22 protein-coding genes are annotated in these 23,640 nt (G+C 59.8%); 5 read left to right on the top strand and 17 right to left on the bottom strand.

All coding sequences use genetic code 11. The features are described from left to right. Positions 1 to 51: 51 nt before the first annotated feature. Genes ruvB through ruvC form a run of 3 tightly spaced genes read right to left on the bottom strand, consistent with a single transcriptional unit; the run spans position 52 to position 2,247 of the window. A complete protein-coding gene (gene ruvB / locus ACR0JB_RS18640; protein ID WP_170506535.1) occupies positions 52 to 1,071 on the bottom strand; it encodes a Holliday junction branch migration DNA helicase RuvB in 1,020 nt (339 codons plus the stop codon). 4 nt (positions 1,072 to 1,075) lie between these two features. Continuing rightward, a complete protein-coding gene (gene ruvA / locus ACR0JB_RS18635; protein WP_170578408.1) occupies positions 1,076 to 1,753 on the bottom strand; it encodes a Holliday junction branch migration protein RuvA in 678 nt (225 codons plus the stop codon). Further along, complete coding sequence (gene ruvC, locus ACR0JB_RS18630; protein WP_170351714.1) at positions 1,750 to 2,247, bottom strand: crossover junction endodeoxyribonuclease RuvC; 498 nt, start codon at positions 2,245 to 2,247, stop codon at positions 1,750 to 1,752. Before ruvC ends, ruvA begins: the two co-directional genes overlap by 4 nt. A 329-nt stretch (positions 2,248 to 2,576) precedes the next feature. Here ruvC and ACR0JB_RS18625 point away from each other — a divergent pair, with 329 nt between their 5' ends. Further along, positions 2,577 to 2,789, top strand: a complete 213-nt coding sequence (locus ACR0JB_RS18625) for a DUF1127 domain-containing protein (RefSeq protein WP_170351715.1) — start codon at positions 2,577 to 2,579, stop codon at positions 2,787 to 2,789. A 100-nt stretch (positions 2,790 to 2,889) separates the two neighbouring features. On the opposite strand, the gene ACR0JB_RS18620 is transcribed toward ACR0JB_RS18625, so the two are convergent. The 4 genes from ACR0JB_RS18620 to ACR0JB_RS18605 all read right to left on the bottom strand — a co-directional run bounded on the left by ACR0JB_RS18620 (position 2,890) and on the right by ACR0JB_RS18605 (position 7,784). Next, the gene (locus tag ACR0JB_RS18620) at positions 2,890 to 3,234 is read right to left on the bottom strand and encodes a hypothetical protein (protein ID WP_170351716.1); all 345 of its coding nucleotides are present in this window, start codon (positions 3,232 to 3,234) and stop codon (positions 2,890 to 2,892) included. 98 nt (positions 3,235 to 3,332) lie between these two features. Beyond that, on the bottom strand, positions 3,333 to 4,211 hold the full coding sequence (locus ACR0JB_RS18615; protein ID WP_170379054.1) for a 50S ribosomal protein L11 methyltransferase: 879 nt from the start codon (positions 4,209 to 4,211) through the stop codon (positions 3,333 to 3,335). 66 nt (positions 4,212 to 4,277) lie between these two features. Then, positions 4,278 to 5,510 (bottom strand): MFS transporter, encoded by a 1,233-nt coding sequence (locus tag ACR0JB_RS18610; protein WP_170399256.1) that lies wholly within the window; start codon positions 5,508 to 5,510, stop codon positions 4,278 to 4,280. A 78-nt stretch (positions 5,511 to 5,588) separates the two neighbouring features. Then, complete coding sequence (locus tag ACR0JB_RS18605) at positions 5,589 to 7,784, bottom strand: primosomal protein N' (RefSeq protein ID WP_480790178.1); 2,196 nt, start codon at positions 7,782 to 7,784, stop codon at positions 5,589 to 5,591. A 90-nt stretch (positions 7,785 to 7,874) separates the two neighbouring features. Between ACR0JB_RS18605 and fsa the strand changes: the two genes are divergently transcribed. The 4 genes from fsa to ACR0JB_RS18585 all read left to right on the top strand — a co-directional run bounded on the left by fsa (position 7,875) and on the right by ACR0JB_RS18585 (position 11,148). Further along, entirely contained in the window at positions 7,875 to 8,528 is a 654-nt protein-coding gene (gene fsa / locus ACR0JB_RS18600) for a fructose-6-phosphate aldolase (RefSeq protein WP_170578404.1), read from the top strand. Positions 8,529 to 8,726: 198 nt separating this feature from the next. Next, positions 8,727 to 9,434 (top strand): DUF484 family protein, encoded by a 708-nt coding sequence (locus ACR0JB_RS18595; protein WP_170399251.1) that lies wholly within the window; start codon positions 8,727 to 8,729, stop codon positions 9,432 to 9,434. Next, positions 9,431 to 10,351, top strand: a complete 921-nt coding sequence (locus ACR0JB_RS18590; protein WP_170399248.1) for a tyrosine recombinase XerC — start codon at positions 9,431 to 9,433, stop codon at positions 10,349 to 10,351. Before ACR0JB_RS18595 ends, ACR0JB_RS18590 begins: the two co-directional genes overlap by 4 nt. An 83-nt stretch (positions 10,352 to 10,434) precedes the next feature. Next, positions 10,435 to 11,148: a CDP-alcohol phosphatidyltransferase family protein gene (locus ACR0JB_RS18585; RefSeq protein WP_170351723.1), complete on the top strand. Its 714-nt coding sequence runs from the start codon at positions 10,435 to 10,437 to the stop codon at positions 11,146 to 11,148. On the opposite strand, the gene ACR0JB_RS18580 is transcribed toward ACR0JB_RS18585, so the two are convergent. From ACR0JB_RS18580 to ACR0JB_RS18535, 10 genes are all read right to left on the bottom strand, one after another. After that, positions 11,133 to 11,600, bottom strand: coding sequence for a hypothetical protein (locus tag ACR0JB_RS18580; RefSeq protein WP_170362413.1), 468 nt, complete (start codon positions 11,598 to 11,600; stop codon positions 11,133 to 11,135). The genes ACR0JB_RS18585 and ACR0JB_RS18580 overlap by 16 nt on opposite strands. Before the next feature lie 75 nt (positions 11,601 to 11,675). Then, positions 11,676 to 12,131, bottom strand: coding sequence for a methylated-DNA--[protein]-cysteine S-methyltransferase (locus tag ACR0JB_RS18575; protein WP_170399245.1), 456 nt, complete (start codon positions 12,129 to 12,131; stop codon positions 11,676 to 11,678). A 75-nt stretch (positions 12,132 to 12,206) separates the two neighbouring features. After that, entirely contained in the window at positions 12,207 to 15,119 is a 2,913-nt protein-coding gene (gene ileS / locus ACR0JB_RS18570) for an isoleucine--tRNA ligase (RefSeq protein ID WP_170399242.1), read from the bottom strand. 165 nt (positions 15,120 to 15,284) lie between these two features. Beyond that, positions 15,285 to 17,972, bottom strand: coding sequence for a DUF2339 domain-containing protein (locus ACR0JB_RS18565; protein ID WP_480645373.1), 2,688 nt, complete (start codon positions 17,970 to 17,972; stop codon positions 15,285 to 15,287). A 93-nt stretch (positions 17,973 to 18,065) separates the two neighbouring features. Then, complete coding sequence (locus ACR0JB_RS18560; RefSeq protein WP_170578398.1) at positions 18,066 to 18,545, bottom strand: DUF2269 family protein; 480 nt, start codon at positions 18,543 to 18,545, stop codon at positions 18,066 to 18,068. Beyond that, positions 18,545 to 19,852: an SDR family oxidoreductase gene (locus ACR0JB_RS18555; RefSeq protein ID WP_480790177.1), complete on the bottom strand. Its 1,308-nt coding sequence runs from the start codon at positions 19,850 to 19,852 to the stop codon at positions 18,545 to 18,547. The genes ACR0JB_RS18560 and ACR0JB_RS18555 overlap by 1 nt, the downstream gene beginning before the upstream one ends. 93 nt (positions 19,853 to 19,945) lie before the next feature. Beyond that, entirely contained in the window at positions 19,946 to 20,656 is a 711-nt protein-coding gene (locus tag ACR0JB_RS18550) for a VIT1/CCC1 transporter family protein (RefSeq protein WP_170399235.1), read from the bottom strand. Positions 20,657 to 20,710: 54 nt separating this feature from the next. Then, positions 20,711 to 21,700 (bottom strand): YcjF family protein, encoded by a 990-nt coding sequence (locus ACR0JB_RS18545; RefSeq protein ID WP_170399232.1) that lies wholly within the window; start codon positions 21,698 to 21,700, stop codon positions 20,711 to 20,713. Further along, positions 21,693 to 22,148: a GNAT family N-acetyltransferase gene (locus ACR0JB_RS18540; protein WP_170399228.1), complete on the bottom strand. Its 456-nt coding sequence runs from the start codon at positions 22,146 to 22,148 to the stop codon at positions 21,693 to 21,695. Before ACR0JB_RS18540 ends, ACR0JB_RS18545 begins: the two co-directional genes overlap by 8 nt. After that, positions 22,145 to 23,557: a YcjX family GTP-binding protein gene (locus ACR0JB_RS18535; protein WP_480790176.1), complete on the bottom strand. Its 1,413-nt coding sequence runs from the start codon at positions 23,555 to 23,557 to the stop codon at positions 22,145 to 22,147. The genes ACR0JB_RS18540 and ACR0JB_RS18535 overlap by 4 nt, the downstream gene beginning before the upstream one ends. Positions 23,558 to 23,640 lie beyond the last annotated feature (83 nt).

Raw genomic sequence — 23,640 nt, 5'->3', positions numbered from 1 at the left:
TTTCTGAATCAAATACGGCCGCCGGTGGCATAAAATCTAATGGTGCGTACTTCAACCAAACAGATCGCTCTGTCCCTTTGGCGCGGCCATGCCCAGATGCGTCCAAGCCTTTTGCGCTAACATCCGGCCGCGCGGGGTGCGTTGGATTAGACCCTGTTGCAACAAGAAGGGCTCGATCACCTCTTCCAGCGAGTCGCGGCTTTCCGACAGCGCCGCCGACAGGGTCTCGATCCCCACCGGACCACCCGCGTAATTCTCGGCAATCAGCTTCAGATAGCGCCGGTCTGCACCATCCAGCCCCAGATGATCCACGCCCAGCCGCGTCAAGGCCCCGTCCGCCAGTTCGCGCGTGATCCGGCCGTCGCCTTCGACAATGGCGAAATCGACAACTCGCCGCAGCAGCCGCCCAGCAATCCGCGGTGTTCCGCGCGAACGTCGCGCAATCTCGCGCGCACCGTCATCATCCGCAGGTGCCCCCAGTTTTCGGGCGTTGCGGGTGACAATCTCATGTAACTCGTCGACCGTATAAAACTGCAGCCGGGTCGGTATCCCGAAGCGGTCGCGCAGCGGCGTGGTCAGCAGACCCATCCGCGTGGTCGCACCGACCAGCGTAAAGGGCTGCAATTCAATCCGAACGGTCCGGGCAGCAGGGCCTTCGCCGATCACCAGATCCAGTTCGAAATCCTCCATCGCCGGATACAGCACTTCTTCGACCGCAGGGTTCAGACGGTGAATTTCGTCGATAAACAGCACGTCCCGCGTTTCAAGATTGGTCAGGATCGCCGCCAGGTCCCCCGCCTTGGCCAGCACCGGCCCCGAGGTCATGCGGAAATTCACCCCCAACTCACGCGCCATAATCTGCGCCAGCGTGGTTTTCCCCAGCCCCGGAGGGCCGTGAAACAACGTGTGATCCATTGCCTCGCCCCGCTGACGGGCGGATTGGATAAAGATACGCAGATTGGCGCGCGCCTCGGCCTGGCCGATGAATTCGTCCAGACCCTGCGGACGCAGGGCGCGGTCATTATCCTCGGGCATCGGCTCGGGCCGCAGGGTGGGATCTGCATCTACCATTCAATCACCCCTTCGGAGCAAGCAGTTTCAGCGCAGCTCGGATCAGATCAGCCTCACCTGCGTCAGGCAGGTTGGCTGCCGCTTCGGCCACGGCGGATGCCGCGTCAGACGGCCCATACCCCAGATTTGACAGCGCCGACAACGCCCCTGCCGAGGCCGCCGCAGCCCCCGAAGCCTGCTTCACCGCTCGCTTCGGCGCAGGTGCCGGTTCCGCCAGTTCGACAACCTCTAGCTCTGGGCCGTCCATTGCCTCGGTCACGGTTCCACCCATGGCCATCACACCTGGCGCCTTGTCCTTGAGGTCCAGCACTATGCGCTGCGCGGTCTTTGGTCCGACACCCTTGGCCGCCTTAACCGCGCCCCAGTCGCCCAGAGCAATTGCGCGGCTGACCCCATCGGGGCCCAAGGCCGAAAGGATAGCCAAAGAAACCTTGGCCCCAACCCCCTGCACCGAGCACAGCAGCCGGTGCCATTCCTTTTCAACCAATGACAGAAAACCATAAAGCTGCATCAGGTCCTCTCGCACCACCATGTCGGTGTAGATCGAGACAGCCTCACCCACCCCCGGCAGCGCCGCCATCGTCCGGTCCGAGCAATAGACGATGTAACCTACGCCACGCACGTCGATCAGCACGTGATCCGCCGCGCGATAATCTAGCCGCCCCGTCAGTTTCCCAATCATGCCCGCACCTCTTTCATGCGCGCCTGTGGCGCTGTGCCGTAATACGAATGACAGATGGCAATCGCCAGCGCATCCGCCGCATCTGCCCCTTTGGGCTGACACCCCGGCAGCTGTAGTTTAACCATGTGAAGTACCTGCTCTTTTTCGGCATGACCGACACCCACAACCGTTTTCTTGACCCGGTTGGGTGCATATTCCCCCACCGGCAATCCGGCCTGCGCCAGTGTCAGCAAGGCCACTCCGCGCGCCTGACCCAGCTTTAGCGTTCCGGCCCCGTCTTTGTTGACGAAGGTCTGTTCGATAGCTGCCTGATCAGGTTGATGCTCGGCGATGACCTCAACGATCTGATTGTGCAGCGACAACAACCGCTCGCCCAAATCGTCGCCGTCTGATTTGCACAAACCGTTGGCAACATGGGTCAGGCGGCTGCCATGTGATTCGATGACGCCCCATCCCAGGGTCCTTAGCCCCGGATCAATGCCCAGAATTCGCATGTCGTGCCTCGGCCTGCTCGGGTTTTTTGTGATCTTTGTTTCCGATTAGCACGAAGCGTGAACATTTTCCAAGCGAATTGACGCGAAGTCTGAAAACGACACACCTAACCCACCCGCGACAGCGCAGCCTGTTTGCGACAGCGAAATGCCTGAATTCGACACGTTTCATGACCGTTAAATGGCTAATAAATTAAGGCTTTTTTAGAAAGAACCACCCTTGCAAAAATTGCATAGGACACATGCAATTTCTGCTCTTGCGCGGCCAAATCCACGTCACTAGATGCCCGCTTAGTATCAAAACTGTAACACCAACCAGAAGGAAACAGGATATGGCTGCATTGGACACCACCCGCGCCACCACTGGCTCATTCGGCCTCGTCGGCCGTATCGGCGCAACTTTCGCATCGGTCGTAAACGCCGTCGCAGAATGGAATGACGCCCGTGTAACCCGCAACACGCTGAGCGGTCTGACTGATCGCGAGCTGGAAGATATCGGCCTGTGCCGCGGCGATATTGACGTCGTGGTGGAAGGTCGTCGGTAAGACGCAACCATCACTCATTCGCCCCTTTCCTCCCTTAGGGGCACAAAAGAACGCCGCGCATTTCACGATGCGCGGCGTTTCTTTTCAAAGCTGACCGAATTCAGCGAATGAGGCTATTGATATTCGTCGCCAAAAACTCTGACACGGGGTCAATCTGCATGACCCAGGCGCCGGCCTGTTCAACCGACGTACCCTGCGCCAGACTATCAACGCGATATTGATAGGCCGAAGCGCCAAGGCTGGTTAGCAAAAAGGTCTTGAATGCAAACAGCCCAGCAAGACAGATCAAGAGCAGCTTAGCCGGAACCGCAGATTTGACTCGCTGCGGTTTCATCACCACCAGGCCATCTTTGCGCATCGTGGCGCGATAGCCCCGGCTGAGCTTGGCGTGTTTCTTGTTCAGGCGATGAACGCGCTGACCAAATTCCAGTTGTTTTCCCGTCATGGCAGCCTCCAATAAACCGCCCCCGTAACCACGTCCTGACGGTAGTTACAGATTGCGACAAAAAAGAGGCAAGAATCCATGAAACTCCTGAAAATGGTCTAAATTACGCCCTGTTTGCTTAAGATTAGCGTTGTCCATTCACCAATCTCATCTCTTTTAGTTAAATTGAACCCGTTTTGTAGATAAACCGAGATCACATCATCGGCCTGCTCATTGAGGATTCCCGAAAGAATTGCATATCCTCCGGCCCGCAGATTCGCTCCGATTTCAGGGGACAAGGCAACCAATGGACCTTTGAGAATATTGGCAAAAATCAGGTCGTAAGGGGCGTGCGACTGCAGATCCGGGTGATCGAATCCAGCGGCTTCGATGCATTGAACCCTACCGGCCATATCGTTGGCTTTCAGATTGGCTTCGGCCACATCTACCGCAACCTGATCTATGTCGCTGGCGATGATATCACCGTCCCAAACCCGCGCGGCGGCCATGGCCAAAACGGCAGTCCCGCAGCCGATATCGGCAACTTTGGATGCCGTGAATTCATCGTCCAGCAGGAAATCCAGCGCCTTGAGGCAACCCAAGGTCGTGCCATGGTGACCGGTGCCAAAGGCCATCGCGGCCTCAATCAATAGCGGGATGCGCCCTTCGGGCAGCTTATCGGCATCGTGGCTGCCATAGACGAAGAACCGCCCTGCCTCGACCGGGGCGAGTTCGCGGCGCACATGGGCAACCCAATCGGTTTCGGGCAGTTCCGAAACCACAAACGGCTTGGCCTCGAAGGCCGCGGCCAGAACGGCCAATGCGGTGTCATCGGGGGCTTCGGTGAAATAACCGCCAACTTCCCACAGGCCCGAGCCGTCCTCGACCTCGAACACGCCAACGCCCGTGGGTTCCGGGTCTAGCCGCTCCATCGCTTCGCCCAAACCTTCGGCGGCTTTCCTGCCGGTCAGAGTGGTAAGCGCAGTGAATGTGGGCATGGGGGCCTCCTGTCTCAGTTGAAACAGCGCCTAGGGCGTGGGCCCGCCAAGGTCAAGCAGTTGCACTTATTCTGCTGGGGCCGGGGCGTATTTCGACAGGATGGTTTCGTTGCCAGCCTCAGGATGGCGCGGGATCAGCAGCGATAAGCCCAGCGACACCATCGCCATCGCGGCGGCCAGTGCAAAGACCGCTCCAGGCGAGGCCACCCAAAGTAGGCCCAGCAACGCAGGCAGGAACACTGCCGCGATGTGGTTGATGGTAAAGGCCACAGCCGCCGTGGGCGCGATATCGGCCGGATCGGCGATCTTCTGGAAATAGGTCTTCAGCGCCAAAGCCAACGCAAACAAAACGTGGTCGATCACATAGAGGGTTGCGGCCAGTATGACGCCCCAGCCAAACCAGTAGATGCCGCCATATGCAGCGAACACGATGGCCAGACCGGCATATTCAAAGATCAGCGTACGCCGTTCACCGAACCGTGCCACCGCCTTGCCCAGCAACGGGGCGGCCATCATGTTGATCATCAGATTGATCAGATAGAGGCTGGTCAGTTCATGCACTTCAAATCCGAACTTCTCGACCATCATAAAGCCTGCGAAGACGACGAAAATCTGCCGCCGAGCGCCAGCCATGAACTGCAAGGCATAATACAGCCAGTACCGGCGACGCAGGACCAGTTTCTTGGTCTGCGGCGTAGGCGCATCAAACTGTGGGAAAGCGAACAAGCAAAACAGCGCCAGCAGGGCCGTTGCTCCACCTGCCGCCATAAACACGAAGTTATAGGACAGATCGAACCGTTCCCAGGTCAGCACGATCAAACCATACACAACCGCCGTAGCTGCCGAGCCCATTGCAACCAGCCAACCCAGTACCTGCGGTGCGCGGTCCTTAGGCAACCATTGCAGTTGCAGCGATTGGTTGACGGTTTCGTAGTAGTGAAAGCCTATCGAGCTGAACAGGGTAACGAACAGCAGCCCGCCCAAACTTGGGAACCACGCCGTCACCGCCGTTGCCACACCCAGCATCATCAGCGAGATCATCGCCAGCACTTGTTCGCGGATAAAGATGATCACCGCGATCACGCCAATGGCGAGAAAGCCAGGAATCTCACGAACCGTGTGCAACAGGCCGATATCTGCACCGTCGAAATTGGCAACCTCGATCACGAAGTTGTTTAACAGCGCGCTCCACGCGTTGAAGGCAATGGGCATGGTCAACGCCATTACGAACAAGAGCGTCACCGGGCGGCGCCAGAACGGAAGGCTCTGTGCCTCAGCAAGGGGCATGGGTTTCAGCATGAGACCCCTCTACGCCCATTTATGCTGCTTGGCGAGAGGAAAGCTGCACATGCACAATCGCTCTGCGCCAGTGCAGAGTCAGTAAAAGCTCTGCGGGTCGATATCCACAGTCAGTCGGATGTCGCCTTTCAGGCGCAATGGGGCGATCCAACGGGCGATAGCGTCTTGAATAGGCGCACCTTTCGGGGCTTTGACCAGCAGGCGTACACGGTGTCTGCCCCGGATACGCGCGATGGGCGCGGGGGCCGGGCCGAACACCTGCGCCCCAATCTCGCGCAGCGGTGCATCGTTTCGGGCCATGGCATTGCCGATATCAAAGACAGGGCCGACCTCGGGCCCGGACAAAACGATCCCGGCCATGCGCCCGTAAGGCGGCACGCCAGCCGCCTGCCGCCCTGCGGCCTCGGCCTTCCAGAAACCTTCCTCGTCACCCGACAGAATGGCGCGGATCACCGGATGTTCTGGCTGAAACGTCTGTAACAACGCCTGCCCCGGCTTGTCCGCGCGCCCAGCACGACCTGCGACTTGTCGCATCAACTGGAACGTGCGTTCGGCGGCGCGCAGGTCGGCGCCATGCAGGCTGAGATCAGCATCAATAACTCCCACCAAGGTCAGTTTGGGAAAGTTATGTCCCTTGGCCACCAGCTGCGTGCCGATAATGAGGTCGGCATCCCCCTCGGCGATCTCCTCGATCTTGGCCTTCAACGCCCGCGCCGATCCGAACAGATCAGAGCTGAGCATCGCGATCTTAGCTTCGGGGAATGTCGCCTCGGCCTCTTCTGCCAACCGTTCGATCCCAGGCCCGACAGGGGCCAGCTTGCCTTCGACACCGCACGAGGGGCAGGCGTCAGGCATCGGTTTGGTCTCACCACATTGATGGCACATCAGACGCTTGAGAAACCGGTGTTCAACCATCCGCGCATCGCAGTGATCGCAGCCAATCTGTTCGCCGCATGCCCGACACAACGTCACCGGCGCATAACCGCGGCGGTTGATGAACAAGAGCGACTGCTCGCCCCTTTCGATCCGCTGCCCCACCGCCTGCCGCAGGCTCCGAGAAATCCACGTGCCCGGCTGCATCTGCTCGGCCCGCATGTCGATCGGCTTCATCTCGGGCAGTACTGCCGCCCCAAACCGCGATGTCAGGTCGAGCCGCTCATACTTGCCCGCCTCGGCATTGGCCCAGCTTTCCAGCGACGGCGTGGCGCTGGCCAGAATCACCCGCGCACCGCAAATGGCCGACCGCAGAACCGCCATGTCACGGGCGCTGTAATGCACGCCGTCTTCCTGTTTGTACGAGGTGTCGTGTTCTTCATCGACCACAACCAAACCCAAATCCCGAAATGGCAGGAACAACGCCGAACGGGCCCCCACCACCAGTTGCGCGTCGCCCTGCCCGACCATCCGCCAGACCCGGCGGCGTTCGGTCATGGTCGCACCCGAGTGCCACTCGGCCGGGCGCGCGCCAAACCGCGCCTCAACCCGCGTCAGGAATTCGGCGGTAAGGGCAATCTCGGGCAACAACACCAGCGCCTGCCGACCCATCCGCAACGCCTCGGCCACAGCTTCCAGATAGACCTCGGTCTTGCCTGAGCCGGTCACCCCCTTCAGCAATGTCGTGCCATAGTCGCCGGTCCGCTGACCAGTCTGCAACTTTTCAACCGCTGCCGCCTGATCCTCGGTCAGGGTCTTGCCCGGCAGATCCGGATCCAAATGTGGATAGGGCAAATCGCGCGGGCTGTCCTCCTCACGCACGGCACCCTGTTTCACCAAGCCTTTGACAACTGACGATGTCACACCAGCCTGTTCCGCCAATTCCTTCAGCGTAAATGCCAACCCGCCATAGTCCCGCAGAACCTCCAGAACGCGGGTCCGCGCGTCGGTCATCCGGTCTGGCTCACCTTGTCCAAGGCGGTAAATCTTGCGCATTGACGGTGGATCACCCAGTCCAGGCGCGCGCGTCGCCAACCGCAGCATTGATGGCATCGGAGTCAGCGTGTAGTCAGCCACGCGCCCCAGAAACACGCGCATCTCTTCGCGCATCGGCGCAACCTCAAGCACGCGGATCACCGATCGGGCCTTGCTTAGATCAAAGCCGCCCTGCCCTGGCCCCCACACCACGCCTAGAACCTTGCGCGGGCCCAGCGGCACCTCGACAAACGCGCCCAGAAAACACCCGCCCTCGGGCGCCTTGTAATCCAGCGTCCGGTCCAGCGGCTGTGCGGTCAGCACGGCCACCAGCTCACCTTGGTCGAAATACTCCTGAGTGCTCAATGCATATCCTTGGGCCAGGGGGTTTCAGCATGGGTCTCTTTGAGGTAAAGGCATCCGCGACCAAGGCCAACCCATCAAAGGACTGCCCTCATGAAATTCTTCGTAGACACCGCCGAGATTGACGCCATCGCCGAACTGAACGATCTGGGCATGGTGGACGGCGTAACCACCAACCCTTCGCTGATTCTGAAATCTGGCCGCGACATTCTGGAAGTGACCAAAGAGATCTGCGATCTGGTCGACGGCCCCGTGTCCGCCGAAGTGGTTGCGACCGAAGCCGACGATATGATCGCCGAAGGCCGCAAGCTGGCCAAGATCGCGCCGAATATCGCTGTCAAAGTACCGCTGACATGGGCCGGCCTGAAGGCCTGTAAAACGCTGACCGACGATGGCCAGATGGTTAACGTGACCCTGTGCTTCTCAACCAATCAGGCGATTCTGGCTGCCAAGGCGGGTGCAACATTCATCTCGCCCTTTATTGGTCGTCTGGATGATATCAACCTCGACGGCATGGACCTGATTGCCGACATCCGTCAGGTCTATGACAATTATGGGTACGAGACCGAGATTCTAGCAGCCTCGATCCGCACGGTGAACCACGTGACAGATAGCGCCCGCATCGGTGCAGACGTAATCACCGCACCACCCGCCGTGATCAAAAAACTGGCCGATCACCCGCTGACGGACAAGGGTCTTGAAACCTTCCTGGCTGATTGGGCCAAGACCGGTCAGAAAATCCTCTGATCCTGTAACGCACCCGCGCGGCGCCGTCAGGCGTCGCGCCCGGCCCAACTGCAGAATCTGATCTTTTGATCAGGGCATTGCAGGCGGGAGCTTTTCCGACACAGCCCAAGTTTAATTCTACTTTTGCCTGTATTTTTTCCAAGGCAAATGCACCAACCCGTGTTATAAGCCGCTCAACAAAAAAAGACCGGACGGGACATGAGCAGCAACACCAAACTCAAGGATAATCTCCGCGCCGCGATTCTGGCTGAACCGGACGCTGTGCTGGACGACAAAGATCTGATGCAGGCGCTGGTCGCCGCCAACGAACAGGCGCGCGGTGACAATGTCATCGACCTGCGCGGCATCGCCATGCAACGGCTTGAGGCGCGGCTGGACCGGCTTGAGGACACGCACCGTTCGGTCATCGCAGCGGCCTATGAGAATCTCGCTGGCACCAATCAGGTACACCGCGCCATCCTGCGCCTGCTGGAACCGGTCGAGTTTGAAGATTTTCTGCGCGCGCTAGGCAGCGACGTGGCCGAGATTCTGCGCGTCGATCACATCACGTTGGTTCTGGAAACAACAGTGATGCAGGAAGATCAGGCAATCGAAAAACTGGGCGGCGTACTGACCGTGGTCGAGCCGGGCGCAATCAACGCCTATCTCAGCCAAGACCGCAGCGGCCCCGCACGCGAGGTTGTTCTGCGTCAGGTTCCAAATCCAAATCCTCGGATTTTTGGGGCTACGGCCAATCAGTTCAGGTCCGAGGCCTGTTTGAAATTGAATTTGGGCGATGGGCGCTTGCCCGGCATGATTGTCATGGGATCCAAAGACGCCAACCATTTCACTCCGCAACTGGGCACTGATCTGCTGTCGTTTTTTGCCAGTGTGTTCGAACGATCAATGCGCCACTGGTTGTCATGAGCCTGATCTCTCCGGCCTGTCGCGATGCGTTGCAGCATTGGCTGGACAGTCTGGGGGCGTTGGCAGGACGGTCTGAGAATACGCAGACCGCTTATCGCGGCGATATTACAGATTTCCTGTCCTTCATGACCCTGCACCACAGCGAGCGGCAGGGTCTGGCGGCGTTGGCGCGGATCACGGTATCCGACATGCGCGCCTGGATGGCCGATCAACGCGCGTCTGGCGTGGGCGCACGCTCGCTTGCCCGCAAACTTTCGGCCGTCAAAAGCTTTTATCGCTGGCTGTCCGAACGTGAGGGGTTTGAACCCACGGCCGTGCTGTCGACCCGCGCGCCGAAGTTTACCAAGAAACTGCCCCGGCCACTGGCCGAAGACGCCGCCCGCGCCATGATCGAAACGGTCGAGCTGCAATCGACAAGCGATTGGGTCTCCGCCCGTGACGTGGCGGTGGTCACGCTGCTCTATGGCTGCGGCCTGCGCATTTCCGAGGCGCTCACACTGACCGGCGCAGATGCCCCCCTGCCGGAGACCCTGCGCATCATCGGTAAAGGCGACAAAGAGAGAATCGTCCCGGTTCTGCCCGCGGCCCGCGCAGCGGTGGACCACTACCTGCGACTTTGTCCGCACCTGCAGGCCAAGGACAAAGCACTGTTTCGCGGTGTACGCGGCGGCCCGCTGAATCCACGTGCGATACAGGGGGTAATGGCCAAGGCCCGAATGCAACTCGGCCTGCCTGCAACAGCTACACCGCACGCGATGCGACACAGCTTTGCCACGCATCTTCTGTCCGCCGGAGGAGACCTGCGCGCCATTCAGGAATTGCTTGGACACGCATCGCTTTCGACCACACAGACATACACTGCTGTGGATACAGCGCGGTTGATGGAGGTCTACAACCGCGCCCATCCCAAAGCGTGATGTCTCTACATCGTAAAGCTGGGTACTCACTCTAAACTTGCTTTTGGTTTGCATCTGCCGAATGCATCGTACATGAACCCTGCATGACTCTTAGATTCAAAGCCCTTTCCGTCCATCTGTTCACTGCCACAGGTGCTGTTTTCGCAATGCTGGCCATGTTGGCGGCCGTCGAAGAAAAATGGAGCCTGATGTATCTATGGCTGGTGGTCTCGTTCATCGTGGACGGCATCGACGGCCCACTGGCACGGCACTACCACGTCAAAAAGAACGCACCCGAATTCGACGGGGTGCTGTTGGATCTGATCATCGACTATCTGACCTATGTGTTCATTCCGGCCTTCGCGCTGTTCAAATCCGGGCTGATGGATGGCTGGACCGGTTGGTTTGCCATCATTGTCATCACTTTTGGTAGTGCGATGTATTTTGCAGACACTCGCATGAAAACAAAAGATAATTCATTTTCTGGCTTCCCCGGTTGCTGGAACATGTTCGTGATCGTCATATTTGCGTTAGAGCCCAATTTCTGGGTCATCCTGCTGCTGGTGTCGCTGTTGTCCCTGGCGATGTTCCTGCCGCTGAAATTCATCCACCCGGTGCGGACCGAGCGGTGGCGTGCGGTGTCGCTGCCGATGGCTTTTGCCTGGACCTTTTTTGCAGGCTGGGCGGCCTGGGTCGATTTCCACCCCGAAAGCTGGGCGCACTGGGGTCTGGTGATAACTAGCTTGTATCTGGTCTTCGCAGGAATAGCGCAACAGATCGTCCCGCAGCGCAAAAGCGCAGGCTACAAGACCTCTTGAACCTCGAACTCGGTGCCGTTGTGGGTGAACACGTCACCCTCTTGCAGGCCGACCATGGCCAGATAAATCGGGCTTTGTGTTGAGATGCCCATGTAGGTTTTGCCGTCCACATCGAACCGCGTGGTCGAAACGCAGACCACGAAGCGGCGATTGTTGAACTTGACGACGGCCCCGGGCTGCACCCTATCGGTGATACTGAAATCGGTGTTTTCAATCACATCAATCTTGGCGTGATGGGCATGCACAGGAGCATCAAAAGCCGCCGCCAGATCCGCGTTCTCGCGCGAGGCCGCGATATCGTCCTTGTCATGCCCTTCCCGGTCATCCAGCTGAGAATCCTTCAGGAAAGCGTCGTAATGGGCCTGTGCCGTCGCCAATTCCTGTGCTTCCAATGACATCAGTTTATCAATGATGGCCTTTTTTCGGACGGCCGGGTCTGTTGAGGCAGTCATGCAATGCGATCCCTTGAATTCTCTATCTGATACAAGTTGAGCCTCAACCAGCCGGATTGCAACAGATTTCCGTGATCAGATCAGCAGGCCCGCTGCCCGTTCATGGCGCAGCAGGGCGACTTTGGTCTCAATCCCGCCATCCCCCGAAAAGCCACCCAGACTGTTGGCAGCCAGTACCCGGTGGCACGGGATAATCACCGGAATCGGGTTGGATCCGCAGGCCTGCCCCACCGGTTGAGGCGGTTGGCCCAGTTCCTTCGCGATATCTCCGTAAGTCCGTGTTTCGCCCAGCGGGATGGCAAACATTAGATCGCAAACCTGCTTTTGAAAATCGGAACCAGTTATGCGGTATGGCAGGTCAAACTGGTCCAGTTTCCCCTGATCATAGGCCTTCAGCTGTGCGGCGGCCTCTTGCAGCAGCGGGGTCTCGAGTCCCTCATCCCGCCCATTCCACACAAGACGTGTGACGGCGCCATCAGTTTCTTCGACGCCAAGGCGACCAAACTGGGTATCTACAGCAATCATAGGCATGACCGCAGCGTTTCAGATCGCCAGGCTGGGCGCAAGAAGAGAAAACCCCCGGCGTGTGGGCCGGGGGTTCAAAGATTAGCTCAGCGCCTCGTCGCAGCGTCCGCAGACGCCTTCATGGGCGTGGCGGCCCACATCGGGCAGGATTTTCCAGCAACGCTGACATTTGTCGCCCTCGGCCTTTTCGAACAGCACCGCGACGCCTTCGATTTCCGGCACGCGGAACGCCTCGGCCGGGGCCGGGTCGCCAGTGACGGTCAATCCGGACGTGATGCACATGTCATCCACGTCGAAGGTCGCCAGCAGGTCACGGGTGTCGCCATCCTCGACATGTACGATCGGGGCGGCTTCGAGACTGGATCCGATCACCTTGTCCTGACGTTGGATTTCCAGCGCGGCGGTTACAGCCCGGCGCACACGGCGAACCTTGGCCATGTTGGTTTCCAGCTCCGTATCACGCCACTCGGTGGGAGTACCCGGGAAATCCACCAGATGAACCGAACTGTCGTCGCCGGGGAACCGCTCCAGCCAGACCTCTTCCATGGTGAAGACCAGAACCGGGGCCAGCCATGTGGTCAGGCGGTGGAACAGGATATCCAGCACAGTGCGCGCGGCGCGGCGGCGCAGCGTGTCGCCGTCGCAGTACAGCGCATCCTTACGGACGTCGAAATAGAACGATGACAGGTCAACGGTGGCAAAGGTGAACACAGCACTGAACACGCCCTGGAAATCGAAGGACGCATAGCCCTTGCGCACCTGCTCATCCAATTCCGCCAGACGGCTGAGAACCCAGCGTTCCAGACGCGGCATATCCTCGGGCGCGACGCGGTCGGCCTCGGTGAAGTCGGCCAATGAGCCCAGCATGAACCGCATGGTGTTGCGCAGACGGCGATAGCTGTCGGCGGTGCCTTTCAGAATTTCCGGCCCGATCCGCTGGTCAGCGGTATAGTCGGTCTGGGCCACCCACAGGCGCAGGATATCGGCACCGTATTGCTTGACGACCTCTTCCGGTACGATGGTGTTACCCAACGATTTGGACATCTTGTTGCCCTTGGCGTCCAGCGTGAAGCCATGGGTTACCACATTGCGATAGGGCGCACGGCCCTTGGTGCCGCAGGCCTGCAGCATTGACGAATGGAACCACCCACGGTGCTGGTCAGTGCCTTCCATATAGACATCGGCGATACCGTCCTCGGTCCCATCTTCACGGTCTCGCAGAACGAAAGCGTGGGTTGAGCCGGAGTCAAACCACACGTCCAGCACGTCGAACACCTGATCGTAGTCGTCGGGGTTGGCGATACCGTCGAGGATTTTCTCTTTGAACCCGTCGGTGTACCAGATATCCGCGCCGTCTTTCTCGAACGCTGCTTTGATGCGGGCGTTCAGGTCATCGTTACGCAGCAGATAGTCCGCGTCAGTCGGCAGCGCGCCCTTCTTGGTGAAACATGTCAGCGGTACGCCCCAAGCACGTTGGCGAGACAAAACCCAATCCGGGCGCGCTTCGATCATGGAATACAGGCGGTTGCGACCGGTTTGCGGCGTCCATTTCACCAGTTCGTCGATGGACCGCAAGGCACGTTCGCGGATGGTGTCGCCCATCTCGCCCATACCGTCATCCAGCTTGCGGTCGACCGAGGCAAACCACTGCGGTGTGTTGCGATAGATGATCGGAGCTTTCGAGCGCCACGAATGCGGATAGCTGTGCTTGATCTTGCCGCGTGCCAGCAGACCACCGACCTCGACCAGCTTGTCGATCACGGCCTTATTGGCGTCACCTTCGCCACCTTTTCGGGACAAGATGTACTTTCCGCCAAAGAACGGTAGATCGGCGCGGAACGAGCCGTCATCCATTACATTGTAGGTGATGACCTGCTCGAGCATGCCCAGATCGCGGTAAAGCTCGAATTCTTCCATACCATGCGACGGCGCGCAGTGGACGAAGCCTGTACCCTCGGTATCGGTCACGAATTCAGCGGCACGGAAGTCGCGGATGTCATCCCATTCGCCGTCGCCACCTTCGGCACCGGCCAGCGGGTGGGTCAGTTGAACATTGACCAACTCATCCGTCGTCACGTCGCGGACGCGGGTCCACTGATCGTCGTTCAGACGGGCGCGGCCCAACACGTCAGCGGCAAGGTTGTCTGCCAGCAAGAACTTGTCGCCGACACTGGCCCAGCATTCCTCAGGTGCGCCGGTGACTTCGTACAGGCCGTAGGAGATATCCTTACCGTACACGACCGCCTTGTTCGACGGCATGGTCCATGGAGTCGTCGTCCAGATCACGACAAAAGCATCATCCAAGTCGCCTGCATTCACGACTTTAAACTTCACCCAGATGGTGAAGCTTTCCTTGTCGTGATACTCGACCTCAGCTTCGGCCAGCGCGGTCTTTTCGATGGGCGACCACATCACCGGCTTCGAGCCCTGATAGAGCGTGCCGTTCATCAGGAACTTCATGAACTCGTCCGCGATCACGGCTTCGGCATGGTAATCCATGGTGATGTAGGGATCGGGCCAGTTGCCGGTGATGCCCAGACGCTTGAACTCTTCGCGCTGGATGTCGATCCAGCCTTCGGCGAACTTCCGGCACTCCTGGCGGAAATCGACGATGTTCACCTCATCCTTGTTCTTGCCCTTCTTGCGGTATTGTTCTTCGATCTTCCATTCGATTGGCAGGCCGTGGCAATCCCAGCCGGGCACATAGCGCGCATCATGACCCATCATCTGATGGGACCGGACGATCATGTCCTTGATCGTCTTGTTCAGCGCGTGGCCGATATGCAGGTGGCCGTTGGCGTAGGGGGGGCCGTCATGCAGGGTAAAGGGCGTGCGGTTTTCTTTTTCACGCAAGCGGTCATAGACGCCGATGGTCTCCCACCGCTCCAGCCATGCGGGCTCGCGTTTAGGCAGGCCGGCGCGCATGGGGAAGTCGGTTTTGGGCAGGTTCAGCGTGTCTTTGTAATCAGGTGTCTGGATCGTGTCGGCGCACATTGGGGGCGTCCTTTGGATGATCTGGTCGTCTTATGGCTCGAAGCGGTCGGTGCGAAGTCTCAAACACCTTTGCCCGGCGTCTCAATGGGTCAGAGCGCCGGGGATATAATTCGAATAATGATGGCCATCCGGTCATACATGGCCGCGCTTATAGGACGCCCGCCCTCAATGGTCCAGAGGTTCCGGGTCCTGCGGCGAATGGCGCAGCTTGGCCCATCGGTTCAGCCATGCCAGCCCTGCCAATGCCAGGCCCAGCGCCAGCAGCGAGAACACCCGAATCAGCCCACCCAGGCCAGCGATATCGATCAGGAACACCTTGGCCACGGCCAGTCCGATCACCACCAGACCCGCCTTGCGCATCAGGTCGGATCGGCGCGCCAGCGATTGGTAGAACAGCACCGCACCAATCGCCAGCAGAGCCATGGTGTAGGTGTAAAGTTCGGGCTGTGTCACGCCGTTGCCTTCATACATCCCAGCGGCGCCCTGCCAAACATGGCGGATCATCAACCCCAGCCAAAGGGCGGCAAGTACACTGGTCAATCCCCAACTGGCACGCTTTAGCCAAAGCGGGGTTGCGTAAATGCGCCAGACCGAGAAACCGATAATCAGCGCAGGCAGCAGATAGGCCACCGCCAGCGTATTCAGAACCGGCGGTCCCAGAACCGGTGGCACGGCTGTGCCGAGCAGCGGGTTCGCCTCGACCACCGCCTGCGCCAGACGCAACAGGCCGTGGCTGGCAAAGAACGCGGCCAGCAGATAGCGGACGTAGTTCAGCTTACCCCCCAGCTCCAACCGCTGGACTTGCGCGAAGGCCAGAAGCAGCCAGATGATCGCCAGCAAGCCCAACCCCCAGTGGCTGTTGGTGGCGTTGCCTTCGCCAAAGGTTTGCAGCCAGCGCTCCAAAAGCAAGGACAGCAGAATGCCCCCGGTTGCCCAAGCCGCGCTTTCCAACAACAGGCTCGCCACCGGGCGATGCATCGGCCGCAGTAGCAACCACCCGATCACAAATCCCAAAGTGGCCCCGCCATACACCAGCGCCATCTCAGGCACCGGTGCATAGCTGGCCCAGGCAAGGCCCGGTGTCAGAACCAACCGAACGGTGACTGTGAATACGCCTGCCCAGATGAACCAAGTCATCGGTGGCAGATTGAATTGGCGGTCCAGCGCCGCTGCCATCACGACCATCACAACCAGCGCAATGGTTAACGCGGCCGAGCTAAGAACAATGATGCAGGCAAAACTCAGGCAGGACAGGGCTGATATCGTAGCCAGCGCCGGACGCATCCGGTCCTCGCCATCCGCGCGTGCAAAGCGTTCCGCCAGAACGACCATCAGCACGCCCAGCGCAATTGCGTGCAAGGCCCAAGGGTATGCCCCGATGACGTGGGCCGGATGCCAGTCGACCTCAAGCGCGATGGCCAACGCGGGGGCAAACACCGCCGCAGCTCCGGCCCAGATTGCCGCGTATCTTTGCGCGTTCATCGATCGCCATGCCGCAGTGATCGAAATCACCACGCCTAGGGCGATGAGAATGGTTACCACCCAAGGAAAGTCAGCCTCGGGCGTTTCTGCAAAGGTCTCGGCAAACTGGCGCAAAACGATCCCGTTGTCCAAGCCATGCATCAGGACAAACCAGACGAGACCAAGCGCAGGCAGTGCCGTAGCATCCTGCAACGCTTCGGCCCGCTGTGCCCACAACATCAATCCAAGGGTCATCCCGGATAGCAGAACAACGCCCAACCAGAACTCGTCAACACTGTCCGCCCAGTGCAGCGACACAATCACCGAGCTGACAGCGACCGCGCCAAAGCCCAGTCGGGTCGGGAATTCCGGCCATGCATCGCCCTTTTTCCGGCTAACGATTTCGCAGATCATCGACCCGCCATGATTGGGCCAAACGCGCCGGACCGGAATTGCGATGGCGATCACAGCCAATGCCGTCACGCAAATCAAGTATGCGGCCTCGGTCAGGGGCGAAGACAACACCAGCAGCAGGCAGGTTGTGTAGGCCCCAAACAAGGTCAGGACCGAAATCCATGCCCAACGCCGCACCGTGTCGATTCCCAGACCCAGAACAGCGATGACAACGAAATAGGCATACAGCCAGCTTGGGTTCTCTGACGTGCCACCAACCACGAAGGGGGCAGAAAACGCACCCGTTAATCCGACAGCGGCCAGCAAAGGGCCGTGAAACCAGCCCAAAACCAATCCCACCAGCGCAACCGCGACCATTGCAGTCAAAGCGACCTCGGGGCCGATCAGGTCATAAAGCTGCCGCGCGGCCAGAACGCCTCCGAACAGCGTGACCAGCCCAGCACCGGAAAAGACCGACGGCAGATAGGCAGTCGCTGTGCTTTCGTCATCACCATATCTGCGCCGGATGACCTCGCCAGCAACAATCAGCACTGCGCCGAAAAGCAACGCCGCGATCACACGAGCGAATGGCGGCAACAGCCCGCTTTCAACGCCGTACTGAACCAGAAATATCCCCGCCAGCGCCAGCGACAGGGCCGAGACCGCATAGAACCAGTTCTCGCGCAGCCAGATTGTCAGCGCGGCCAGACGATCCTCGCGGAAGACAACGGCTGCGGGTGGCGTTTGCTCGGCCACAGGTTTGACCGATTGCGCCTTGGCTGCAGACCATGGGGCAGGTTTTGATGCCCTGTCCGGCTTTTCGGTCGGTTTGCGCGGCTCAACCTGCTGCGGTTCCGGCGCATCGCTGCCAAGGGACAGTATTTGGCGCTCCAGATGCTCAACCCGTCGACGCAGGCGTGTATGGTTGACTAACAGCACAACGATGGTGACCGGAATGGCCAGCACGATCAATCCGACAAGGACAAGAAGGGATTCCAATGGGTTCTCCGGGCGGTTTCGATGTCAGGCTACCCGAGGCGCACAGTCAGCGACAGCCAGAATTCCCGATAAATTGCTTGTCGGTCTTTAGGGCTACACCCAACCAATCGACGGGCGGGCGATCATCAGCCAGATGATAATCAAAACCGACGCAAAGGCAGGAAATCCGCAAGCGAACCAGATGCGGAACAGACGGTGATAAGCCCAAGGCAGCGGCGCGTCCGCATCTGCAGAGGCCTGCGCCAACCTGCGCAGGCGAACCTGTATCCACACCACCGGCAACCAAAACGCCCCCGCAACCGCATAGAGCACAAGCGAGGCCAAAACCCAACCTTCGGTCAAAGGCCAGCCCAACCGCCACGCCAGCAATCCGCCTGTCACCGGTTGCAGTACAACCGCCGTTGCCGTGAACAGCAGATCGGCCAGCACCACGGTTCCTGCGGTCTGCGCGATGAACCTGGCGTCACCAGAACGATGCGCGATCAGCATGAAAAACGCGATGCCTGCCCCCGTGCCCAACAGGACGCAGGCGCCGATAACGTGCAACCAACGCAGGATCAGGTCAGGGTCCATCAGCGGCTCTGCAACAGGGGCCAGGCGATAAGCGACAAGGTCATCGCCGGCAGGATTTTGATCAACGGGCCAAGCGGGTCCAGCCACAGGCCGGGTACGGTGAAACTGGCCGCCAGCAAATAGAACAAGGCCACCGCGACCTGCGCCAGACAGGCGCGCGCAGCCCAGGGTCGCCACAGGATCGCAAGCCCCAGAAAAATGTCGACCAATGACCAGAACAAAACGCTGGCAACGGCCATTCCGGTGCTCCACCCGGCCACGGTCAGAACCGATGTAGCCTTAGGCAGACCAATCAGCCCGAAAAGGCCGGACAGCAGCCAGAACAGGCTGAGCGCGGCGACGACCAGTGGCATCAGCAAGGACATTCGCGCAACCAGCCGATGTTCACGGGCGCAAGTCAGGCCCGCATAAACCTGGAGCAAGGGTGCCAGTGACCGGCCTGTTGCGGCGCGATATGGTTCCGGATCACCAACCACACCCTCGCCCATCACGGTCATCGCATTGCTGCGCAGAGGCGAGCGCCAACCCAAATGGCCCAACGCATCAGCGCCGCGTGCGATTATGGCTGTAACAACCGCCGGCATTCTCACAGTGAGTCGCGCTGCGGGAAAACCCATCCAGCGCCGTGTCTCGGCCAGGACCTCAGATAGTGGGGCGGGCGTGTCTTCGACCAGATCGTAAGTGCCCTGTGGGACCTCATCGGCCACGGCTGCGGTCACGGCACGGCACAGGTCCGACATGCCGACGCATTGAACCAAAACATGCGGATACGCGATGGGTTGTACCATAGGAACCGCTGCCAGCATGCGCAGCAGCGCTGTTCCGCCATAATCGGATTGCCCGATCACCAGACCGGGTTTGAAAATCCAAAGCGGCACATCACAGGCCCGCAGCGCAGCATCCCCAGCCGCCTTGGTCCGCATGAAATCCGTTTCTGCATCGAGGTCGGCACCAATGGCCGAGATTTGAACCACCGCAATGCCCCTTTGCGCGCAGGCTTGCCCCAAGGCCGCAATGGCGGTGTGATGCACAGCCTCGAGATCATCGGCGGGACCATCCTGCAATGCTCCTGCACAGTTCACGACACAGTCAACGTGCTCCAGATGCGCGACCCAGTCCTTGGGCTGCAGACAAGCCCGCAAATCGCCTTGCACCTGCGTGACATCCGGCAGAACCTGCGCCCCGGTTTTCAAGTTACGCACAAAGGCCGCTACATGCGCGCCCTCGGCTTGTAGGAACCGCGTCACCGCAGCGCCGATAAAGCCATAAGTCCCTAAAACCAGGACGTTTTTATTCTCAATCTGCAATGGTTGCTCAACCCGATGAACCTGTTTACGGCAGCGTAACTGTTGGCCAACAATTGACCAGCCCTATGGGACCCACTGCGACAATCTTGGCCGTCAGGGGTGAAACAGCGAGCCGACAAGATAAGCGATCAAGGCCGCTGCACCGCCGATCAAAAAGGTCTCGAGCCCGGACCGCCACCACGGGGACAGCGACCAATGGGCTTTGAAGGCTCCAATGGCAAAAAAAACTCCCATCGTCATGCAGGCCGAGATGGCAAAGGCATGATCGACCGATAAAAGGAATGGCAGCAATGGCACCATGCCCGCGACAAGAAAGGCGATGAAGGTCGCCATGGCAGCTTTGAACGGATGGGGGTCAACGCTGCCCAACCCGTATTCGCCTTCGACCATCAGGTTGATCCAATTGTCGTGGTTGGCGGTGATTGCATCGGTGGCCTCATCCAGAACGTCGCCCGACAGGCCCTTTTGGGCTAGTATCTCGCGCACTTCGCGGCGTTCGCCCTCCGGGTAAAGGCTGATGTGGCGTTCCTCGATGGCGCGGATGCGGCGGATGTTATCCAACTCGGCCTTGGTGCCCGAGTAATTCCCGGCAGCCATGGAAAACCCGTCGGCCAGGACATTGGCAAGCCCCAGCGCCACGATGATGAACGGCGAAAGCCCCGCTCCGGCAACCCCGGCTACGATGGCAAAGGTGGTGACCGATCCGTCGATACCGCCATACACCACGTCCCGCAGCACCCCTCGCCCCGGAGGCGCATTGATCCGCGCGGCGATTTCCTGCTGGCTGTGTCCGTGATCGGTCATGGCTGGCTCCGGCTTTGTTATGCACACCAGCGGGCCACAGGACTTTGCGTCAGGTCAAGTTTTGGAAAACAACCCGCTGAGCGCGCGTTTGATCATCCCGCGCGTAGATGGCTTGTGCCGGTCGGAAAACGGCAGTGGTCGGCAAACCTCCATCGCAGCCACACCAACCCGCGCGCTGAGCGCGCCGTTCACCAGCCCCTCGCCAAACCGGCGCGACAGTTTACTAAGGACCGATCCGCCCAGAATAGGTTCCAGCAGATCATCACCAACGGCCACGGCCCCGGTCGCTACCAGATGCACGAACACTGCACGGGTCAGGCGCCAGCTGCCCAGAAATCCAGCGCGTCCGCCATAAATCTCAGCAACCCGACGGATCATCCGCAATGAGGCCGCAAGCGCCGTCACAACATCGGCCAACGCTAAGGGCACCAGTGCGGTCACCGTGGCAACCTGACGGGCGGCGGCCTCGACCTCACGGCTGGCGGCAGCGTCCAGAGGGGCCAGCAATTCGTCCTCGGCCAAGGTCAGCAGGGTTGTAGCGTCGAATTGCTCTTCCATCCGTTCAGCCAGACGGTCACGGCCCCACCGGGTTTCTTCGCGCCCTTTGTAAAACGCGATCAGGCGGTTGGTGACTGCACGGGCCTGTGCCAAATCCGCCTCAGCCAACGCGGCATCTGCGGCGCGGCGCATCCCATCCACGCGGGACAAGCGCCCGATGGCTGCCAGCTCCCGTAGGGCGATGATCAGGGCGACCAGAACCAACGCACCGATCAGACCAGTTACAACCCAGCCCAATATCGGTGACCGCAACAACAGCGAGGTGGCGAAATCCCATGCGGCAACAGAAACCACCGCGCCAATCACGGCCAGCGCCAGACCCCAAAACCATCGTGATAGAACCGAGGGTTTCCGCGCAGCCAAGCGGGCTGCCGCTTGCATCGCCTGACCTTGAGGTGGCTCAATATCGGGGACCGGCGGAGCCTGTGCGACGTCGGCAGCAGGTTCTTCCGTATCGAGATCAATCAGTACCGGACCTTTAGCCATCCGCCACCCCTTTCCGCCGCCAGACATATTTGATGTCTGGCAGATTTTCATCGTTATCGGCCCCGTCGCTGCGGGCAACTTCGGCAAAACCGTTGCGCTCATAGAACCGGCACGCCCCGTGGTTGGCCTGAAACGCAAAAAGGGACAGTTCGATCTGATCGGACTTGGCGTGGTCCAACAAGCGCTGTCCAATCCCCTGCCCGCATATTGGCGGCGTCAGATACAAGGAATGAACTTCCGTCCCGTTGAGCGCTAAAAACCCCACAACGTCAGTATCGGTTTCGGCCACGGTGACCCAACCCCGATCAATCATCCAACCGCAAAAGGCGATGGTTTCAGCGCAGGTATGTAGCTCGGGCATCCAATCGTTTTCGCGCGAAAAGCCGTGCAGGATCTCTCCGATCTTTCCGGCATCCGTGGTACGAGCGGGGCGGAGAGTCACGGTCACAGGCGGTCTCCGATCAGAAACTGCGTGGCGCGGTCCAGCCGGATATGGGGCGGGCCATCGCCCGGACGCAAGGTCAGATGCGCAGGCGCAAAGGCCATGAAGCCGAAATCCTTATCCAACCAGCTTTCAGCCCCGTTTCGGGCCGGACCCAGTAAATGCGCTGGGTCATCAGGCAGATCACCGGGGTAAAAGGCCGCCTGTTTGCCGTTCAGCAAGGTCCCACGCACACAAGGCAGATCCGCCCCGTTATGCGTCCGGATTTCCTCGGTCGTGGCACGCAGGGCGGCCAGCGACAGCGCCGCCGTCTCGGCCCCGGCAAAGCTGGCCCGGTCGCGGGCATCGCGGGTCAGAGCCTCCATGATATGGGTTAGGCGAGGATGCTGCGTGTGATGCAGGTGATCGGCCTTGGTGGCTGCGAACAGGATACGTTCAACCCGCTTGCCCAACAGCAACTGGCTGAGCCACGCATTGCGCCCCGGTCGAAAAGCCGACAGGATATCGGCCATCGCGCGTCGCATATCCTCAACCGCTTGCGGCCCCTTGTGGATTGCACCCAGCGCATCGACCAGAACCACCTGACGGTCGATCCGCGAGAAATGATCGCGAAAGAAGGGTTTCACCACTTGCGATTTATACGCCTCATACCGCCGCGCCATTTCGCGGTGCAGGCTGCGGCGCGGTGCGTGGCCCTCCACTGGCAATGGCGCAAAGGTCAGCACCGGAGAACCCGCCAGATCGCCGGGCAGTAGAAACCGCCCCGGCGTACAGTCGTAAAAGCCTGCATCCCGTGCGGCGTTCAAATACGCAGCAAAGGCTTTGGCCAACGCCTGCGCCGTGGGTTCGTCATGAGCATCCGCAGGGTTTGCCACCCTGGCCTGCGTCAAATACGCGGCCGCTTCGGTCCGCGTTTCGATACGGTTGAAGGTTTCGGCTGACCAGACCTCATATGATTTGTCCAGTAGTGCCAAGTCCAGCAGCCACTCACCCGGATAGTCCACAATATCCAGATGAACCGTGCGCGGCCCCTGCAGACCCGCAAGCAACCCTGCCGGACGGGCCTTGAAGGAAAGGCGCAGCTCGGACACGGCGCGCGTGCTATCTGGCCAATGAGGCTGCGGCCCGATCAGCGCAGCCAGGTGGTTTTCATAATCAAAGCGCGGCACCGTATCGTCCGGCTGGGGTTGTAAGTAGACCGAATTGATGCGGCCCTCCTGCTGCGCGACCAATCCTGGCATACGCCCCCGGTCCAGCAGATTCGCAACCAGGGATGTGATGAACACCGTCTTGCCCGACCGGGCCAACCCGGTAACGCCCAGACGGACGACCGGTTCAAACAGAGTTTCAGACACACGGTCACCCACGGATTCAACACCGCGCACAAGACTGTCTGCCAAGGATGAGATGACCAAACTGTCGCCCCGCTTTTTTCGTTTCGCTCAAGATAGGTAGAGGTCAGCAGACATACCAGCGCTTTCCCACTCTTGCCCGTCCC

This window comes from Ruegeria sp. BI7 (genome assembly GCF_056537925.1).
This window is presented reverse-complemented; position numbering and strand designations above follow the sequence as displayed.

Bases quoted from the DNA above. Each gene is read 5' to 3' on its own strand.
- ruvB (WP_170506535.1), bottom strand. From the start codon at position 1,071: ATGGTAGATGCAGATCCCACCCTGCGGCCCGAGCCGATGCCCGAGGAT.
- ruvA (WP_170578408.1), bottom strand. From the start codon at position 1,753: ATGATTGGGAAACTGACGGGGCGGCTAGATTATCGCGCGGCGGATCAC.
- ruvC (WP_170351714.1), bottom strand. From the start codon at position 2,247: ATGCGAATTCTGGGCATTGATCCGGGGCTAAGGACCCTGGGATGGGGC.
- ACR0JB_RS18625 (WP_170351715.1), top strand. From the start codon at position 2,577: ATGGCTGCATTGGACACCACCCGCGCCACCACTGGCTCATTCGGCCTC.
- ACR0JB_RS18620 (WP_170351716.1), bottom strand. From the start codon at position 3,234: ATGACGGGAAAACAACTGGAATTTGGTCAGCGCGTTCATCGCCTGAAC.
- ACR0JB_RS18615 (WP_170379054.1), bottom strand. From the start codon at position 4,211: ATGCCCACATTCACTGCGCTTACCACTCTGACCGGCAGGAAAGCCGCC.
- ACR0JB_RS18610 (WP_170399256.1), bottom strand. From the start codon at position 5,510: ATGCTGAAACCCATGCCCCTTGCTGAGGCACAGAGCCTTCCGTTCTGG.
- fsa (WP_170578404.1), top strand. From the start codon at position 7,875: ATGAAATTCTTCGTAGACACCGCCGAGATTGACGCCATCGCCGAACTG.
- ACR0JB_RS18595 (WP_170399251.1), top strand. From the start codon at position 8,727: ATGAGCAGCAACACCAAACTCAAGGATAATCTCCGCGCCGCGATTCTG.
- ACR0JB_RS18590 (WP_170399248.1), top strand. From the start codon at position 9,431: ATGAGCCTGATCTCTCCGGCCTGTCGCGATGCGTTGCAGCATTGGCTG.
- ACR0JB_RS18585 (WP_170351723.1), top strand. From the start codon at position 10,435: ATGACTCTTAGATTCAAAGCCCTTTCCGTCCATCTGTTCACTGCCACA.
- ACR0JB_RS18580 (WP_170362413.1), bottom strand. From the start codon at position 11,600: ATGACTGCCTCAACAGACCCGGCCGTCCGAAAAAAGGCCATCATTGAT.
- ACR0JB_RS18575 (WP_170399245.1), bottom strand. From the start codon at position 12,131: ATGCCTATGATTGCTGTAGATACCCAGTTTGGTCGCCTTGGCGTCGAA.
- ileS (WP_170399242.1), bottom strand. From the start codon at position 15,119: ATGTGCGCCGACACGATCCAGACACCTGATTACAAAGACACGCTGAAC.
- ACR0JB_RS18560 (WP_170578398.1), bottom strand. From the start codon at position 18,545: ATGGACCCTGACCTGATCCTGCGTTGGTTGCACGTTATCGGCGCCTGC.
- ACR0JB_RS18550 (WP_170399235.1), bottom strand. From the start codon at position 20,656: ATGACCGATCACGGACACAGCCAGCAGGAAATCGCCGCGCGGATCAAT.
- ACR0JB_RS18545 (WP_170399232.1), bottom strand. From the start codon at position 21,700: ATGGCTAAAGGTCCGGTACTGATTGATCTCGATACGGAAGAACCTGCT.